We start from the raw sequence: 15,991 nt of genomic DNA, 5'->3' as shown, positions 1-15,991 counted from the left end.
TGTGGCTAGCGGTGGCACCGCTCGACCAGTGCAAGATGCCCGGAAGAGATGTTTTGTGACAGATTGCGCAGAAACACGTGGTCACTCCATGAACAGCGTTTGATGGCCCCCGGACAGGCGAAGATCAACTAATCTGAAAGGCCGTGCGAAAGGACAAAAAAGACCAATTCAGCTAGCATTTCTACGAAGTTCAAGCGCGGCTTTGGGCCTGCCTGCTTGCCCTGCATGAAAACGGATACTGGCTTTTTAGCATCGCGCTCGCGATCAACAAATGGTCATCGAAAGTCTTTCCGGATCGGTAATTCTACGAAATGCATCACATTTTGCAAGCCAAGGTGATGGATCATGCGGTTGTCATAAACCGAAATCTATCGTTAAGTTCTTGATTCCAAATGGGAATTGAGCGATGCACATTTCAAGTTTGGGTCCAGCCATCCGGCGCTACCGCAAGGTCGCGGGGCTTACTCAGGCTGAACTCGGCGAAAAAACCGGTTTTGACCCCAAAACCATCAGTCGCTTCGAAACCGGCACCTATACCCCCAGCGTGGACGCCCTGTTCCTGCTTGCCGAGGTGCTGGGGGTGAAGCTGAAAGCTTTTTTTGCCGACCCGGGCGATGAAGATGAACAGCGGGCGTACCTGTTCGGCGTCATTCATAAAGCCAGCCCGAAGGATCTGGGAAAGCTGATTGCGGCGGTTGATCAGGCTTTGTCCAAGCCTTAGTGCCAGGAATTGAAAAAGGAGGCCGACTTGTTGGTTCGACAGGTCGGCCTCCTTTTTCAGGTATGACTTCAAAAACCGGAAACGACAAAAGATCCGCCCTGGACGATATCCATGGCAGAGCAACAGGAAAGTAGTTTTAAACAGATAACGCGAGAGGGATTCGCGGCCCGTTAAGGTGGTAACCCCACCAGCCACACCCCGGCACACAATGTTCCCGCTGTGGCTGCTTCCTTCCGGATCTGACCAGGTTCACGGGTAATCGTTGCGGGGGGACCGATGGGGTCACCATAACGACGCTCACCTGACGGCGAGCCGCGCCATTGTACCTATCTGAGACGAAGTTACAACCGTTGGTTGCAGATAAAAAAAATGAGCGGGTTCAAGGACATGCAAAATCTTCGTTATAGACGAAGCAATCGCAAGGTGCCGCGCTAACTCAGCCTCAGATTGGCGAAAAACCGGTTTTGCCCCCCAGACCGTCAACCGCTTCAAAACCGGCGCCTATATTTCTGGCGCGCAAGATCTGTGCCTGCTTGCCAACGACTGGGCGTGAAACTGAAAGCATTTTTCGCAGAACTCAGCGACAACGCTGGACAGTGGTGTCTCTGTTCAGCGTCCGTTCAATTCCTCTATACCGTTCGTCTGGACTGTCATAAATGACAGGCGACAAAGGTAGAGCCGAGAACCACTCTGGTATCTCAAATCGCCGCGATCCATTTGCCGAACAAAAAACTATATTTACACAGGACACTACGATGAACGAATCAGTGGTCTTCTCAAATAAAGTTCCATTCGCACTATTAACTTCTGAGTCATTTCCGTTGTTATCGCACAAACTGTACACACGGACCAGCTTGACAGATCCAACATGGAAGATTATTTACACATGGGAAAAAAACAGTTTCGGCTTCCCAACAACAACTGAAATGCGCTCGAACCTTCACAACTTCACAGTCCCATATATATCGAAATCGATTATGTTAGAAATGACCAATCCTAATACGAAAGGCGCATTCAGCATAACAAATGATGGCCATCAAGTTATTTACACCCCAATGAATCCACAGTCATCGGTTGAAGTCGATTTTTGGTATGGCTATGCTGTTAATGTAACGCTTAAAATCGGCAACCTGGCATCCGCTCCCGATCAACGTCCACCAGAGCTCCATGAAGAGCATGGCATCCAATATCTGCTATCAGGGGGAGAGGTGAATGGCGCTACATTCAGCAAGGGAAAAAAATCAGTTGTAGTTCCAGACAGCACTTATTTTTCTTTTATAACCAATACCAGCATGTACTTTTCAACAGTGGACAATCCGAAAGCCGCCATTCATCAAGTCATCCTTGATAAACTGGTAGAAGTAAAAGATCGCACACTGCAGGGCTTCGCATCTGCTGGGGGACGTTACGCCCTCACCAGTAATAAAGACAAGCTTTACCCTGACGGCATATCGACACTGTGTATAGATGATGGCTTTTCGGAAAGCATGGCAACAATCGAGTTCAATCATGACGCAAGCGAGGGAACCGTCGAGATATCGGTTAAATCACACACCGCTCGAACCTGTGAACTCAGCGAATCAACGATTGTATTTATTCTATAATTTTCTGAAGTAGCACCCCATCAAAGCAGGCTGGTTTTCAACCGAACGACACTATTTTGTTCGGTTAAAACCGGGCAAAAATCTCTTCAACCATGAATTAACAAATAATGAGAAATAATATGAATATGACATATCTTTAAAGCGCGGGCAGGCCCGCCGGGAGGCAGTCCCACCGATCACACACCGACATAAAATGTCCGCGCGATGGCTGTTCTATTCCGGGCCCGCGCAGGTTAGCGGGAATTTTGTTTCAAGGGGATCGGCGTAGTGACCATAACGCCGAAGGCTGCGATGTTTCTTTTGATCTATTGCCCTTCCAACACGTCGTCCGCCCTCCCGCCCGCCTGCTGGATCACTAGATGAATGAAATGTAGCTTGGCAATTGCCGGCGCCGGCAGTACGAACGGGTAGAAATCCAGCTGCCCCATGCTCCGGGACAATTCGTTGAGCATCCCCGCCAGTTCGATCCACGCATTGACGAACGACAAGAACGCTTCGCCGCCGGCATGCTCCGGGTCATACAGCGTGCTGGACGGAAACGACTGATAGTCGAAATCCATTTCCCGGGCACTCATTCCAAACCCGAGGGCGGTGTCCACCGCGTCCATCATGTGCAGGTAATGAGCCCAGGTCTCGGCCCAGTCTTCCCACGGATGCATAGTGGCGTAGGCGCTGATGGCATATTGCTGCCAGTCCAGCGGCGCACCTTGCTGGTAATGCCGTTCCAGCGCGTCGGCATAGCTCTCACGCTCGTCGCCAAACAGGCTTCTGAACGGCTCAAGCCAGTGACTGTTGGCGATCAGGCGGTCCCAGTAGTAATGCCCGACCTCATGACGAAAGTGCCCAAGCAGCGTGCGATACGGTTCGTGCATTTGCACCCGGATCTGCTCGCGGTGGGCGTCGTCGGCTTCTTTGATGTCGAGGGTGATCAGGCCGTTGGCATGCCCCGTGGTCGGGGGGTTGCCTTCAAGGTCTACTCCGATGAAATCGAAGGCCAGGCCAGCCTCCTCGTTGACGGTTTTGGGAATTACCTGCAAGCCCAGGCTGATCAATTGCGCGACGAGACGTCGCTTGGCGGTTTCCACCTTGCGCCAGCGTTCGTGGTTTTCGGCAATCGACAGGTCGGGGATGGTGTGGTTCAGGCTGCAGGCAATGCATAGCGCGTCATGGTCGTTGGCCGGGAGCAGCCAGTTGCAGGCGGCCGGGGAGTCGAGATTGGCGCAGCGGCGGAACACGCCCGACTCGGGATGGGCGTCGAGCAGCCAGGTGTCCGCCTGCTGGCCCGGTTGCAGCGAGGACAGGCGGCTCTGCTCGGGTTGATAACCCAAGGCCGCCGAACAGGCCAGGCACTGGCTGTTGCGAAAGAACAGCGACTGCCCGCAGCGGCACTGCCAGACTTTGCTGTTGCGCGAGCTCCCGGCCATGAAAGGCGCGGCGATGCGTGAGCTGAGCTGTTCGAAGAAGCGGTACATGGCGATCTCTCCCTGGGGCCTGCCAAGACTAGATCATGAAGGGGTATCGATCGTTCCCGCTTTTTGTGAGAGGGCTGATATTGCTTTCGCTGGCAAGCCAGCTCCTACAGGGGGTTGGCGTTGACCACAATTCATCTACACCGGTAATCCCTGTAGGAGCTGGCTTGCCAGCGAAGGCGGCCTCAAGCCTTGCAGCGATCATGCAGACGCCTTCGCCAGCAAGCCGGCTCCTACAGGGTTTGGCGTTTTCGCAATCCAGCGGTATGCAGGTGATCGTGAGCGGCGGTGAGGCGGTCCGACTTGTCAGCGAATGGCATCACACGGAAATACCGTGTTTGCCCAGGAACACGACAAACGCTTCTTCATCCAGCACTTTCAACCCCAGCTCATTGGCCTTGGCCAACTTGGAACCGGCACCCGGCCCGGCGACCACGCAGTGGGTCTTGGCCGACACTGAGCCCGCCACTTTGGCACCCAGGCTTTCGAGTTTGTCCTTGGCCACATCGCGGCTCATCAACTCCAGCGAACCGGTCAACACCCAGGTCTGCCCTGCCAGGGGCAAGCCTTCGACGACTTTTTTCTCGCTCTGCCAGTGCATGCCGAAATCGCCCAGTTGCTTTTCGGCGGCCTCAGCCAGCTGGCGATTATCGGGCAGCGCGAAAAACTCCCGAACCGCATTCGCCTGCTTCTCCGGCAACGCCTGGCGCATGTCCAGCCAGTCGGCATTCATCACCGCTTCCAGCGAACCAAACTTGTCAGCCAGCTTCTGCGCCCCGCCCGGCCCTACCGAGGGAATGTGCAGCTTGTCGAGGAAGCCGCCAAGGGTGGTGCTGGCGGAAAATTCGGCGCCCAGCTCGCCCTGGTCCTGAATCTGCAGGCCGTGCTTGAGCAACGCCTCGATCACCTGCTGGTTGTGCGCATCTTCGAAGAAGCTGTGGATCTCGTGAGCCACTTCCAGGCCGACATCCGGCAAGTACGTGAGCACTTGCGGCAAGGCCTGCTGGACTCGCTCCAGCGAGCCGAGGGAGCGCGCCAGCACCTTGGCGGTCTCTTCACCGACGTCGGGAATCCCCAGGGCATAGATGAAGCGTGCCAGACCTGGTCGCTTGCTGTCCTCGATCGCACCGAGCAGTTTTTTGCTCGACAGTTCGGCAAAGCCTTCCAGATCGACGATGTCATCGAACTTCAGGGCATACAGATCCGCCGGCGAACTCACCAGGCCTTCATCCACCAGTTGCTCGACGCTCTTGTCGCCCAGGCCTTCGATGTCCATGGCGCGACGGGAGACGAAGTGAATGATCGCCTGTTTGAGTTGCGCACCGCAGGCCAGCCGGCCGACGCAGCGATACACCGCACCTTCGCTGACGGTCTCGCGCCCCTTGCTGCGCTTGACCAGCTGCGTGCGCTCGACATGGGAACCGCACACCGGGCACTGCTCGGGAATCTGCACCGGCCGTGCGTTATCCGGGCGACGCTCGGTAACCACTTGCACCACTTGGGGAATCACGTCGCCGGCGCGACGGATGATCACGGTGTCGCCGATCATCAGGCCCAGGCGCGCGACCTCGTCCATGTTGTGCAAGGTCGCATTGGCCACGGTGACGCCGGCCACCTTGACCGGCTTCAAGCGCGCCACCGGCGTCACGGCACCGGTACGGCCTACCTGGAATTCCACATCGAGCAACTCGGTGAGTTCTTCCATGGCAGGGAATTTATGCGCGATGGCCCAGCGCGGTTCGCGCGCGCGAAAACCCAGTTCACGCTGGGAGGCAATGCTGTTGACCTTGAACACCACGCCGTCGATTTCATAGGGCAGTGCATTACGGCGCTCACCGATGTCACGGTAGTAATCCAGGCACTCATCGATGCCATACGCCAGTTTCAGTTCATGGCTGATCGGCAGGCCCCAGGCTTTGAGTTGCTTGAGATTGCCAATGTGCGTGTCGGCAATGTCTGCCGAGATCTGGCCGATGCCGTAGCAGCAGAACTCCAGGGGACGGTTGGCGGTGATCTTCGAATCCAGCTGGCGCAAGCTGCCCGCCGCCGCGTTGCGCGGATTGGCGAAGGTCTTGCCGCCGATTTCCAGTTGCGAGGCATTGAGCCGCTCGAAACCGGCCTTGGACATGAACACTTCGCCGCGCACTTCCAGGGTGGCCGGCCAGCCGCTGCCCTGCAGCTTGAGCGGGATATTGCGCACCGTACGCACATTGACGCTGATGTCTTCACCGGTGGTGCCATCGCCACGGGTCGCGCCGCGCACCAGCACGCCATCCTGATACAACAGACTGACCGCCAGGCCGTCGAGCTTGGGTTCGCAGCTGTATTCCACCACGGCGGCGCTGCCGAACAAGTCGCCGGTCGGCAGGTCCAGGCCTTCGTTGACCCGGCGATCGAACTCGCGCATGTCAGTTTCTTCGAAGGCGTTGCCGAGGCTGAGCATCGGCACTTCGTGGCGTACCTGAGTGAACGCCGACAGCGCCGCACTGCCGACGCGCTGGGTTGGCGAGTCGCTGGTGATCAGCTCGGGATTGGCCGCTTCGAGGGCCTTGAGCTCGTGGAACAACCGATCGTATTCGGCGTCCGGAATGCTCGGCTCGTCCAGCACGTGGTAGCGATAGTTGTGCTGATCCAGCTCAGCGCGCAGCTCTGGAATACGGTTTTTGGCGGCGGTCATGGGTGTTCTCTCATAAAGCAAAAGAGCAGCCAAGGCTGCTCAATCTGTTGAAGCGGCGGAGATTCATTGTAGGAGCCAGGCTTGCCGGCGAAGGCGTACGTGAGATCGCCTTCGCCGGCAAGCCGGCTCCTACAGATCAGCGCTTCTGGGTCAGAGCGCGGCGTTCGAATTCGACGATGCGCTGACGGTAATGCTCGATCGTCTGGGCAGTCAACACGCTGCGCTGGTCGTCTTTCAGTTCGCCGTTCAGTTCCTGGGACAGTTTGCGCGCCGCAGCCACCATCACGTCGAAGGCTTGCTTGGGATGACGCGGACCCGGCAGGCCGAGGAAGAAGCTCACCGCCGGCGTGCTGAAGTGGTCGATGTCGTCCAGGTCGAAAACGCCCGGTTTGACCGCATTGGCCATCGAAAACAGGACTTCGCCGTTGCCGGCCATGCTTTCGTGGCGGTGGAAAATGTCCATCTCGCCGAAGCGCAGGCCGCTTTCCAGAATATTCTGCAACAGCGCCGGGCCCTTGAAGCCGGCAGCGTCGCGGCAGATCACACTGATCACCAGCACTTCTTCGGCTTGCGGCTGTTCCCTGTCGCTGGCCGAACTCGAGACCTTGGTGTCGTCAGGGTAATCGTCGTCATGGCTGCTGAAGCTCGGGCCGCCTTCCAGTTCCAGGTTGAGGTTCAAGTCGCCCTGGGATGGCTCGCCGCGCTTGCCGCGCTTGGAACCCGATTCGCGCTGTTCACGGGCAGGCATGCCCACCGACGGCAGATCGTGCTCGTCCAGGTGCGGTTCCTTATGGGTATCCAGCACCCGGGGCGGGCCCAACAGCTCGGCGCTGGTGTCCTCGTCCGGCAAATTGGACAAATTGCGGTCAAGACGGAATTTCAGTTTCCCCTTGCCGCCGCGCATGCGGCGCCAGCCGTCGAAAAGAATACCGGCAATGACAATAATGCCGATGAGGATCAGCCACTCGCGCAGACCGATTTCCATGTAATCCCGTGCCTCTATAAAAAATGCTGAAAAATAAGGGGTTTACAACTGGTAAACCGCTTTAAAACGTGGCGCCAACTCTATGTTCTGACAGGCGTTTTGCCCACGTATACAATAAATTGACATTAAACTAGCACGACCAAAGGCAACTTTACACCGTCTGTCTCGTGGCTTGCGCGAATATGTCGATTGGCCAGCAAATAGCGAGCGATCATTCGTCCCGCCTCCCACGAATATTGTCCTACAAGCCCGCAACTCAGGCCTCGACCATCGCCATCGCCTCCTCGACATCCACCGCCACCAGACGCGAACAACCCGGTTCGTGCATCGTCACCCCCATCAGTTGATCGGCCATTTCCATGGCGATCTTGTTGTGGGTGATATAGATGAACTGCACCGTCTGCGACATCTCCTTTACCAGCCGTGCGTAGCGTCCAACGTTAGCGTCATCCAGTGGCGCGTCAACTTCATCGAGCATGCAGAACGGCGCCGGGTTCAACTTGAAGATGGCAAATACCAGGGCCAATGCGGTCAGGGCTTTTTCGCCACCGGAGAGCAAATGGATGGTGCTGTTCTTCTTCCCTGGCGGCCGCGCCATGATTGTTACCCCTGTATCGAGTAGATCTTCGCCCGTCAGTTCCAAATACGCGCTGCCTCCACCGAAAACTTTTGGGAAAAGTGCCTGAATTCCGGCATTGATCTGATCAAAGGTATCCTTGAAGCGGTTTCGGGTTTCCTTGTCGATCTTGCGAATCACATTCTCGAGGGTGTCCAGCGCTTCCACCAGATCGTCGTTCTGGGCATCCAGATAACGTTTGCGTTCGGATTGCTGCTGGTATTCGTCGATGGCCGCCAGGTTGATCGCGCCAAGGCGCTGGATCCGCGCCGCGATGCGTTCGAGCTCCTCCTCGGCGTCTTTCTCGTTGACCCCGGCCACCAGGGTGGCAAGCACGCCGTGCAGGTCGTAGCCGTCCTCGTGCAACTGATCTTCGAGGGCCTTGCGGCGCACGGTCAGGGCTTGCCATTCCATGCGCTGTTGTTCGAGTTGGCCGCGGATCAATTGCGATTGCTGCTCGGCCTGGTTACGCCGTTTTTCCGCTTCGCGCAACTCGCGGTCGGCATCTTCCAGGGCGATCTGCGCGGTCTTGAGTTCTTCGTCGACGGTCATGCGCTTGTCGAGCAACTCTTCGAGCTTGAGGCGCAGCTCTTCCAGCGGCGCCTCGCCCTCTTCCAGGTTGAGGCTCAGCTGTTCGCGTTTTTCGGTCAGGCGCTCGGACTGCATCTGCAGCCGTTCCAGCGCCTGGCGCGTGGAATCGTGCTGGGCCTTGAGCGAACCCAGGCGCACCGCCAGTTGGTGCGCATGATCCTTGTGCTGCCTGGCCTCCTGGCGCACCCGATCGAGACGCTCGCGCAGGCTGTCGCGCTGGGCCAGCAGCAACTCGCGCTGTTCGGTATCGAGCGCCATGCTGTCGAGGGCTTCCTGCAGTTGCAGGCGTGCTTCGCCGATATTTTCATGCTCCAGCGCCCGTTGCTCACCGAGCTCGACCAGCTCTTCGTCCAGGCGGGTACGGCGCAGTGTCAGCTGTTCGACCTTGGCTTTGCCGGCGGACAGCTGAGCCTTCAGTTCACCTTGCTGACGCGCTTCGTCCTGCAGCAAACGGCGCAGGTGCTCGCGACCGTTTTCCTGCTGACGTTGCTGTGCCCGCAGGTTTTGCAAACGGGTTTCCAGGGTTTCCACCGTGGCTTCGCGCTCTTCGCGCTCAAGGCCCAGGCGCTGGATTTCCTGGCCACGGGCCAGCACCCCGCTCTCCGCTTCGCTGGCCCGACGCACGCGCAAGAAGTGCGGGCCGACCCAGTAGCCGTCGCGGCTGATCAAGCTTTGGCCGGCGGTCAATTGACTGCGCAGGACCAGGGCCTGTTCGAGAGTTTCCACCGGCTTGACCTGCCCCAGCCATGGCGACAGATCGATCTGCGCCTCGACCTTGTCGAGCAAGCTGCCGGCGATGCGCACGCCATCGCTGGCGGGGCTGAGCAAACGCAGATCGCCCTGGGCAAAGCCGGCCAGGTCGAAATCGCCGAAATCGTCCACCAACACCGCCTGCAGATCGGCGCCCAGCACGGTCTCCACCGCCAGCTCCCAGCCGGCTTGCACCTTCAGGCCTTCGGCCAGGCGCGGGCGATCCGCCAGGTGCTGTTCGCGCAGCCATTCGGCGGTGCCGGTGCCGGGATCGAGCGCGGCTTGCTGCAAGGCTTCCAGGGAAGCGAGGCGCCCGTTGAGACGCTGCAAATCACCCTGGGCCTGCTGCTGCGCCGACAACGCTTGCTGCAGTTCCTGACGCAGTTGCTCCAGGCGTTCGACCTGGGCTTCTTCGCTGGCCTGCAAGTCTTCAAGGGTCGCTTCACTCGCGGCCAGCTGTTCGCTGAGTTCCAGGATCGCCGCGTCTTCCGGATCCGCCGAGAGCAAGGCGCGCTCTTCGCCAAGCCGCTTCTGTCGATCGGCCAGGCGCTCCATGCTGGTTTCCAGCTGCTGGATTCGCGACTGCTGGACTTCCGCCTGCCGCCGCGGCTCGGCCGCCGTAAGGTTGAAGGTGTCCCACTGTTCCTGCCAGCCGTGCATGGTGGTTTCGGACTCTTCCAGCGCGGCGGCCGCTTCTTCGGCGGCGGCGCTGGTGACTTCCTGCTCCGGGGCGAGCATGTCCAGCTCTTCGCCCAGGGTCAGCAGCAACGTGCGGTCGTGCTCCAGATGAGATTCGGTTTCCAGGCGCGCGCGCTCGGCTTCCTTCAAGTCATCCTGCAACTGACGCAGGCGCTGCTGTCCGTGCTGGATGCTCTGCTCGACCCGGGCGATGTCGCCACCGACCGAGTAGAAGCGCCCTTGCACCAGATTGAAGCGTTCGGACAGGTCGTGGTGCCCGTCGCGCAGGCGTTCGATCGCCGCGTCGGCATTGCGCTGCTCGGCCACCAGGGCTTCGAAGGTGACTTCCTGGGTGCCGATGATTGCTTCGCGCTGGCCGACCTGTTCGTTCAATGCCTGCCAGCGCAGGGCCGAGAGCTGGGCCTTGAGCTGACGCTCCTCGCCTTTGAATTCCTGATACTTCTTCGCCGCCTCGGCCTGGCGGTGCAAGCGTTCGAGCTGACGCTCGAGTTCTTCGCGCAGGTCGGTCAGGCGGGCGAGGTTTTCGTGGGTGCGGCGAATGCGATTTTCGGTCTCGCGCCGGCGCTCCTTGTACTTGGAGATGCCCGCCGCTTCTTCGATGAAGTTGCGCAGGTCTTCGGGCTTGGCTTCGATCAGCTTGGAGATCATCCCCTGCTCGATGATCGAATAGCTGCGCGGGCCGAGGCCGGTGCCGAGAAAGATGTCGGTGATGTCACGACGGCGACATTTGCTGCCGTTGAGGAAATAACTGTTCTGGCTGTCGCGGGTGACTTTGCGGCGAATCGATATTTCGGCGTAGGCCGCGTATTCGCCGATCAAGGTGCCATCGGAGTTATCGAACACCAGTTCGATGCTCGCCTGGCTCACCGGTTTGCGGCTGGTGGAGCCGTTGAAGATGACATCGGTCATCGACTCGCCGCGCAAGTTCTTGGCCGAGCTCTCGCCCATCACCCAGCGGACGGCGTCGATGATGTTCGACTTGCCGCACCCGTTGGGCCCGACCACTGCCGCCATGTTACTGGGGAAGTTCACCGTGGTCGGGTCGACGAAGGATTTGAACCCCGCCAGTTTAATGCACTTGAGCCGCACGCTCAGGCGTCCGTCAGGGCAGAAACTACCAGATCGCAGCTGCGCTGGGCGTAGGCCGTCAGCACCTCGCGGATCTGCGCAAAGTCACGGGCCAGCACGGCGGCGAGCAGGCGTTCGAACAGTTCAAGGAACTCGCTCATCGAGGCCTTGCGCTGGTCCAGGGCGAGGAAATACGCACGGCTCATGGCCGGCTGCAGATTCTCGACGGTTTCCTGCAAGTACGGATTATTGGCAAACGGATACGCGGCGCGCATCACGTTGAAGCTGTCATCGACGAAGGTGCGGATGTCCTGGCGTTCGTAGCTGGCGGTCAGGCGCTGCTGGATCTGCACGAATGGCGCCATGTCAGCCTGGACTTGCCAGCCGCTGGCCACGGCGTTGCCGAGCAGGATGTACAACTCGCTCATCAGCGCGCACAGGCTCTGCACCTTGTGGACGGTGAGTTCGGTGACGTGGGCGCCCCGTCGCGGCAGGATCGCGATCAGGTGGCGCCGTTCGAGGATCAACAAGGCTTCGCGAACCGAACCGCGGCTGACATTGAGGGCCAGCGTGACCTTCTGTTCCTGGATGCGCTCCCCGGGCTTCATTTCGCCGCGAATGATGCGTTCGGCGAGGTGGTGAGCGATTTGCTCGGCGAGGCTGTCCGGCGCCTTGAACGTCATGGTTGTCCTTCAAACTCTTCGATTTGCACAAGCGGCGCAGTGTAACGCAATTGATCTGTCAGGGCGGAGTGCCTGTCCGGTGGTTTTTGGCACGATTCAAGCACAAAGCAGGCTGGCGAACGAGGGTCAATAATGAACAAACGAGTCGTTGATCGACAAAACGTAATTTCCTGACCTTTAAGTCAGAAAATCATTGACCGGAAAGTCAGACCTGCTAAATTCGGTTCATGTCGGTTAACAACAATAATGAGTCTGCGAGGCCTTCCGTGATCCAGTTTTTACTTAACCAGGAACTCCGTAGCGAGCACGCCCTGGACCCGAACCTGACCGTGCTCAATTATCTGCGCGACCATGTGGGCAAACCCGGCACCAAAGAAGGCTGCGCCAGCGGTGACTGTGGCGCGTGCACCGTGGTGGTTGGCGAACTGCAGACCGATGACGACGGCCGCGAGCACATTCGCTACCGCAGCCTCAATTCGTGCCTGACCTTTGTTTCGTCGCTGCATGGCAAACAACTGATCAGCGTTGAAGACCTCAAGCACCAGGGCGAACTGCACAGCGTGCAGAAAGCCATGGTCGAGTGCCACGGCTCGCAGTGCGGCTTCTGCACCCCGGGCTTCGTCATGTCGCTGTTCGCCCTGCAAAAGAACAGCGACGCGCCCGACGCCCACAAGGCGCACGAAGCGTTGGCGGGCAACCTGTGCCGCTGCACCGGTTACCGGCCGATCCTGCAAGCCGCCGAACAGTCCTGCTGCGGCCGGCAAACGGACCAGTTCGATGCCCGTGAAGCCGACACCATCGCTCGCTTGAAAGCCATCGCGCCCACCGACATCGGCGAACTCAACAGCGGCGACAAGCGCTGCCTGGTACCGCTGACCGTGGCCGACCTGGCCGACCTCTATGACGCTTATCCACAAGCGCGCCTGCTGGCCGGCGGTACCGACCTGGCGCTGGAAGTCACGCAGTTCCACCGCACCCTGCCGGTGATGATCTACGTCGGCAACGTCGCCGAGATGAAACGCATCGAAGTGTTCGACGATCGCCTGGAAATCGGCGCCGCCACCGCCCTCTCCGATTGTTATGACGCCTTGAAGGCCGAATACCCGGACTTCGGCGAACTGCTGCAGCGTTTCGCCTCGTTGCAGATCCGCAATCAGGGCACCCTCGGCGGCAACATCGGCAACGCCTCGCCGATTGGTGACTCGCCACCGCTGCTGATTGCCTTGGGCGCGCAGATCGTGTTGTGCAAGGGCGAAACCCGCCGCACCCTGGCGCTGGAAGATTATTTCATCGACTACCGGGTGACTGCGCGTCAGGAAAGCGAGTTCATCGAGAAGATCATCGTGCCCCGTGCCAGCGTCGAACAACTGTTCCGCGCTTATAAAGTGTCCAAACGCCTGGACGATGACATTTCCGCGGTCTGCGCTGCATTCAATCTGCGCATCGACACTGGCGTCATTGTCGACGCACGCATTGCCTTCGGCGGCATGGCGGCCATCCCGAAACGCGCCAGCCACTGCGAAGCCGTGTTGCTCGGCTCACCGTTCAACAACGCCACCGTCGAACGCGCCTGCGCCGCACTGGCCGAAGACTTCACGCCGCTCTCGGACTTCCGCGCCAGCAAGGAATACCGCCTGCTCAGCGCGCAGAACCTGCTGCGCAAATACTTCATCGAACTGCAAACACCGCACATCGAGACTCGGGTGACCGCTTATGTCTAATCATCACGCCGTAGAGAAGACCCAGGCCGAACTGGCTGAACTGTTCGCCAAGGACCTGACCACCGGTGTCGGCCGCAGCGTCAAGCACGACAGCGCCGCCAAGCATGTGTCCGGCGAAGCGCAGTACATCGACGACCGGCTGGAATTCCCGAATCAGCTGCACGTTTACGCACGGCTGTCGGACCGTGCCCACGCGAAAATCATCAGCATCGACACCAAGCCCTGCTACGCCTTCGAAGGTGTGCGCATCGCCATCACCCACGAAGACGTGCCGGGCCTGAAAGACATCGGCCCCTTGCTGCCGGGCGACCCGCTGCTGGCCATCGATGACGTGCAGTTCGTCGGCCAACCGGTGCTCGCCGTCGCGGCGAAAGACCTGGAAACCGCACGCAAGGCCGCGATGGCCGCGATCATCGAATACGAAGATCTCGAGCCGGTACTGGACGTGGTCGAAGCCTTGCGTAAACGCCATTTCGTGCTCGACAGTCACACCCATCAGCGGGGCGATTCGGCCAACGCCCTGGCCACGGCTGAACATCGCATCCAAGGCACGCTGCACATCGGCGGCCAGGAACACTTCTACCTCGAAACCCAGATTTCCTCGGTGATGCCGACCGAAGACGGCGGGATGATCGTCTACTGCTCGACCCAGAACCCCACCGAAGTGCAGAAACTGGTGGCCGAGGTGCTGGACGTGTCGATGAACAAGATCGTCGTCGACATGCGCCGCATGGGCGGCGGTTTCGGTGGCAAGGAAACCCAGGCGGCGAGCCCTGCATGCCTGTGCGCAGTGATCGCGCACCTCACCGGCCAGCCGACCAAAATGCGCCTGCCGCGGGTCGAAGACATGCTGATGACCGGCAAGCGTCACCCGTTCTACGTCGAGTACGACGTCGGCTTCGACAGCACCGGTCGCCTGCACGGTATCGCCCTGGAACTGGCGGGCAACTGCGGTTGTTCGCCCGATTTGTCGGCGTCGATCGTCGACCGTGCGATGTTCCACGCCGACAACTCGTACTACCTGGGCGACGCGACCATCAACGGTCACCGCTGCAAGACCAACACCGCGTCGAACACCGCTTACCGTGGCTTTGGCGGCCCGCAAGGCATGGTCGCCATCGAAGAAGTGATGGACGCCATCGCCCGCCATCTGGCCCTGGATCCATTGGCAGTGCGCAAGGCCAACTACTACGGCAAGACCGAGCGTAACGTCACCCACTACTACCAGACCGTCGAGCACAACATGCTCGAGGAAATGACCGCCGAACTGGAAGAAAGCAGCCAGTACGCCGAGCGCCGCGAAGCGATCCGTCGCTACAACGCCAACAGTCCGATCCTGAAAAAAGGCCTGGCGCTGACCCCTGTGAAGTTCGGGATTTCCTTCACCGCCAGCTTCCTCAACCAGGCAGGAGCCTTGATCCACGTCTACACCGACGGCAGCATCCACCTGAACCACGGCGGCACGGAAATGGGCCAGGGGCTCAACACCAAGGTTGCGCAGGTGGTGGCCGAAGTGTTCCAGGTGGAAATGGACCGCGTGCAGATCACCGCGACCAACACCGACAAGGTGCCGAACACCTCGCCGACCGCCGCGTCCAGTGGTGCCGACCTCAATGGTAAAGCCGCGCAGAACGCCGCTGAAATCATCAAGAAACGCCTGGTTGAATTTGCCGCGCGGCAGTACAAGGTCAGCGAAGAAGACGTGGAATTCCACAATGGTCACGTGCGGGTTCGCGATCATATCCTGACCTTCGAAGCGCTGATCCAGCAGGCGTATTTCGCCCAGGTGTCGCTGTCGAGCACCGGGTTCTACAAGACCCCGAAAATCTACTACGACCGCAGCCAGGCCCGTGGTCGGCCGTTCTACTACTACGCCTTTGGCGCGGCCTGTTGCGAGGTGATCGTCGACACCCTGACCGGCGAGTACAAGATGCTGCGCACCGACATCCTTCACGACGTTGGCGATTCGTTGAACCCGGCCATCGACATCGGCCAGGTCGAGGGGGGGTTCATCCAGGGCATGGGCTGGCTGACCATGGAAGAGCTGGTGTGGAACAACAAGGGCAAGCTGATGACCAACGGCCCGGCGAGCTACAAGATCCCGGCGGTGGCGGACATGCCGCTGGATTTGCGGGTAAAACTGGTGGAAAACCGCAAGAACCCGGAAGACACGGTGTTTCATTCCAAGGCCGTGGGTGAGCCGCCGTTCATGCTCGGTATTGCTTCGTGGTGTGCGATCAAGGATGCCGTGGCGAGTCTGGGCGATTACAGGCATCAACCGAAAATCGATGCGCCGGCGACGCCGGAGCGGGTGTTGTGGGGGTGTGAGCAGATGCGGCAGTTGAAGGTGGCGAAGGCTGCCGAGGCTGAATCCGAGGTGGTGGTTTGATCGTTCCCACGCTCTGCG

At 59.4% G+C, this 15,991-nt stretch carries 9 protein-coding genes and 1 other RNA gene; 4 read left to right on the top strand and 6 right to left on the bottom strand.

What is annotated here, in order from left to right:
- Positions 1–406 precede the first annotated feature (406 nt).
- A complete protein-coding gene (locus F8N96_RS29045; protein ID WP_150800712.1) occupies positions 407–721 on the top strand; it encodes a helix-turn-helix domain-containing protein in 315 nt (104 codons plus the stop codon).
- Between the two features lie 182 nt (positions 722–903).
- Here F8N96_RS29045 and ffs read toward each other — a convergent pair.
- An RNA gene (ffs, locus tag F8N96_RS29040) (signal recognition particle sRNA small type) lies at positions 904–1,000 on the bottom strand.
- Between the two features lie 377 nt (positions 1,001–1,377).
- Between ffs and F8N96_RS29035 the strand changes: the two genes are divergently transcribed.
- Entirely contained in the window at positions 1,378–2,325 is a 948-nt protein-coding gene (locus F8N96_RS29035) for a hypothetical protein (protein ID WP_150800711.1), read from the top strand.
- Positions 2,326–2,630: 305 nt separating this feature from the next.
- Here F8N96_RS29035 and F8N96_RS29030 read toward each other — a convergent pair whose 3' ends face one another.
- The 5 genes from F8N96_RS29030 to F8N96_RS29010 all read right to left on the bottom strand — a co-directional run bounded on the left by F8N96_RS29030 (position 2,631) and on the right by F8N96_RS29010 (position 11,863).
- A complete protein-coding gene (locus F8N96_RS29030) occupies positions 2,631–3,797 on the bottom strand; it encodes a putative zinc-binding metallopeptidase (protein WP_150800710.1) in 1,167 nt (388 codons plus the stop codon).
- A 316-nt stretch (positions 3,798–4,113) separates the two neighbouring features.
- Positions 4,114–6,471: an NAD-dependent DNA ligase LigA gene (gene ligA, locus F8N96_RS29025; protein ID WP_150800709.1), complete on the bottom strand. Its 2,358-nt coding sequence runs from the start codon at positions 6,469–6,471 to the stop codon at positions 4,114–4,116.
- Between the two features lie 136 nt (positions 6,472–6,607).
- Complete coding sequence (gene zipA / locus F8N96_RS29020; RefSeq protein WP_150800708.1) at positions 6,608–7,456, bottom strand: cell division protein ZipA; 849 nt, start codon at positions 7,454–7,456, stop codon at positions 6,608–6,610.
- A 256-nt stretch (positions 7,457–7,712) separates the two neighbouring features.
- A complete protein-coding gene (gene smc / locus F8N96_RS29015; RefSeq protein WP_150800707.1) occupies positions 7,713–11,201 on the bottom strand; it encodes a chromosome segregation protein SMC in 3,489 nt (1,162 codons plus the stop codon).
- A gap of 2 nt (positions 11,202–11,203) precedes the next feature.
- Positions 11,204–11,863, bottom strand: a complete 660-nt coding sequence (locus tag F8N96_RS29010) for a GntR family transcriptional regulator (protein WP_150800706.1) — start codon at positions 11,861–11,863, stop codon at positions 11,204–11,206.
- 266 nt (positions 11,864–12,129) lie between these two features.
- On the opposite strand from F8N96_RS29010, the gene xdhA reads away from it, so the two are divergent.
- The gene (gene xdhA / locus F8N96_RS29005; RefSeq protein WP_064678865.1) at positions 12,130–13,584 is read left to right on the top strand and encodes a xanthine dehydrogenase small subunit; all 1,455 of its coding nucleotides are present in this window, start codon (positions 12,130–12,132) and stop codon (positions 13,582–13,584) included.
- Positions 13,577–15,973 carry a xanthine dehydrogenase molybdopterin binding subunit gene (gene xdhB / locus F8N96_RS29000; RefSeq protein ID WP_150800705.1) on the top strand — a complete coding sequence of 799 codons (2,397 nt, stop codon included), beginning with the start codon at positions 13,577–13,579 and terminating at the stop codon, positions 15,971–15,973. Before xdhA ends, xdhB begins: the two co-directional genes overlap by 8 nt.
- The last annotated feature ends 18 nt before the right edge of the window (positions 15,974–15,991 follow it).

The organism is Pseudomonas fluorescens (assembly GCF_902497855.1).
Lineage (GTDB): Bacteria > Pseudomonadota > Gammaproteobacteria > Pseudomonadales > Pseudomonadaceae > Aquipseudomonas > Aquipseudomonas fluorescens_BI.
Note: the sequence above shows the minus strand (reverse complement) of the source record. Positions and strands in the feature narration are given on the sequence as shown.

Excerpts from the sequence above, each read along its gene's own strand:
- ligA (WP_150800709.1), bottom strand. The coding sequence starts at position 6,471 with ATGACCGCCGCCAAAAACCGTATTCCAGAGCTGCGCGCTGAGCTGGAT.
- F8N96_RS29010 (WP_150800706.1), bottom strand. The coding sequence starts at position 11,863 with ATGACGTTCAAGGCGCCGGACAGCCTCGCCGAGCAAATCGCTCACCAC.
- F8N96_RS29030 (WP_150800710.1), bottom strand. The coding sequence starts at position 3,797 with ATGTACCGCTTCTTCGAACAGCTCAGCTCACGCATCGCCGCGCCTTTC.
- F8N96_RS29035 (WP_150800711.1), top strand. The coding sequence starts at position 1,378 with ATGACAGGCGACAAAGGTAGAGCCGAGAACCACTCTGGTATCTCAAAT.
- F8N96_RS29045 (WP_150800712.1), top strand. The coding sequence starts at position 407 with ATGCACATTTCAAGTTTGGGTCCAGCCATCCGGCGCTACCGCAAGGTC.
- zipA (WP_150800708.1), bottom strand. The coding sequence starts at position 7,456 with ATGGAAATCGGTCTGCGCGAGTGGCTGATCCTCATCGGCATTATTGTC.
- xdhB (WP_150800705.1), top strand. The coding sequence starts at position 13,577 with ATGTCTAATCATCACGCCGTAGAGAAGACCCAGGCCGAACTGGCTGAA.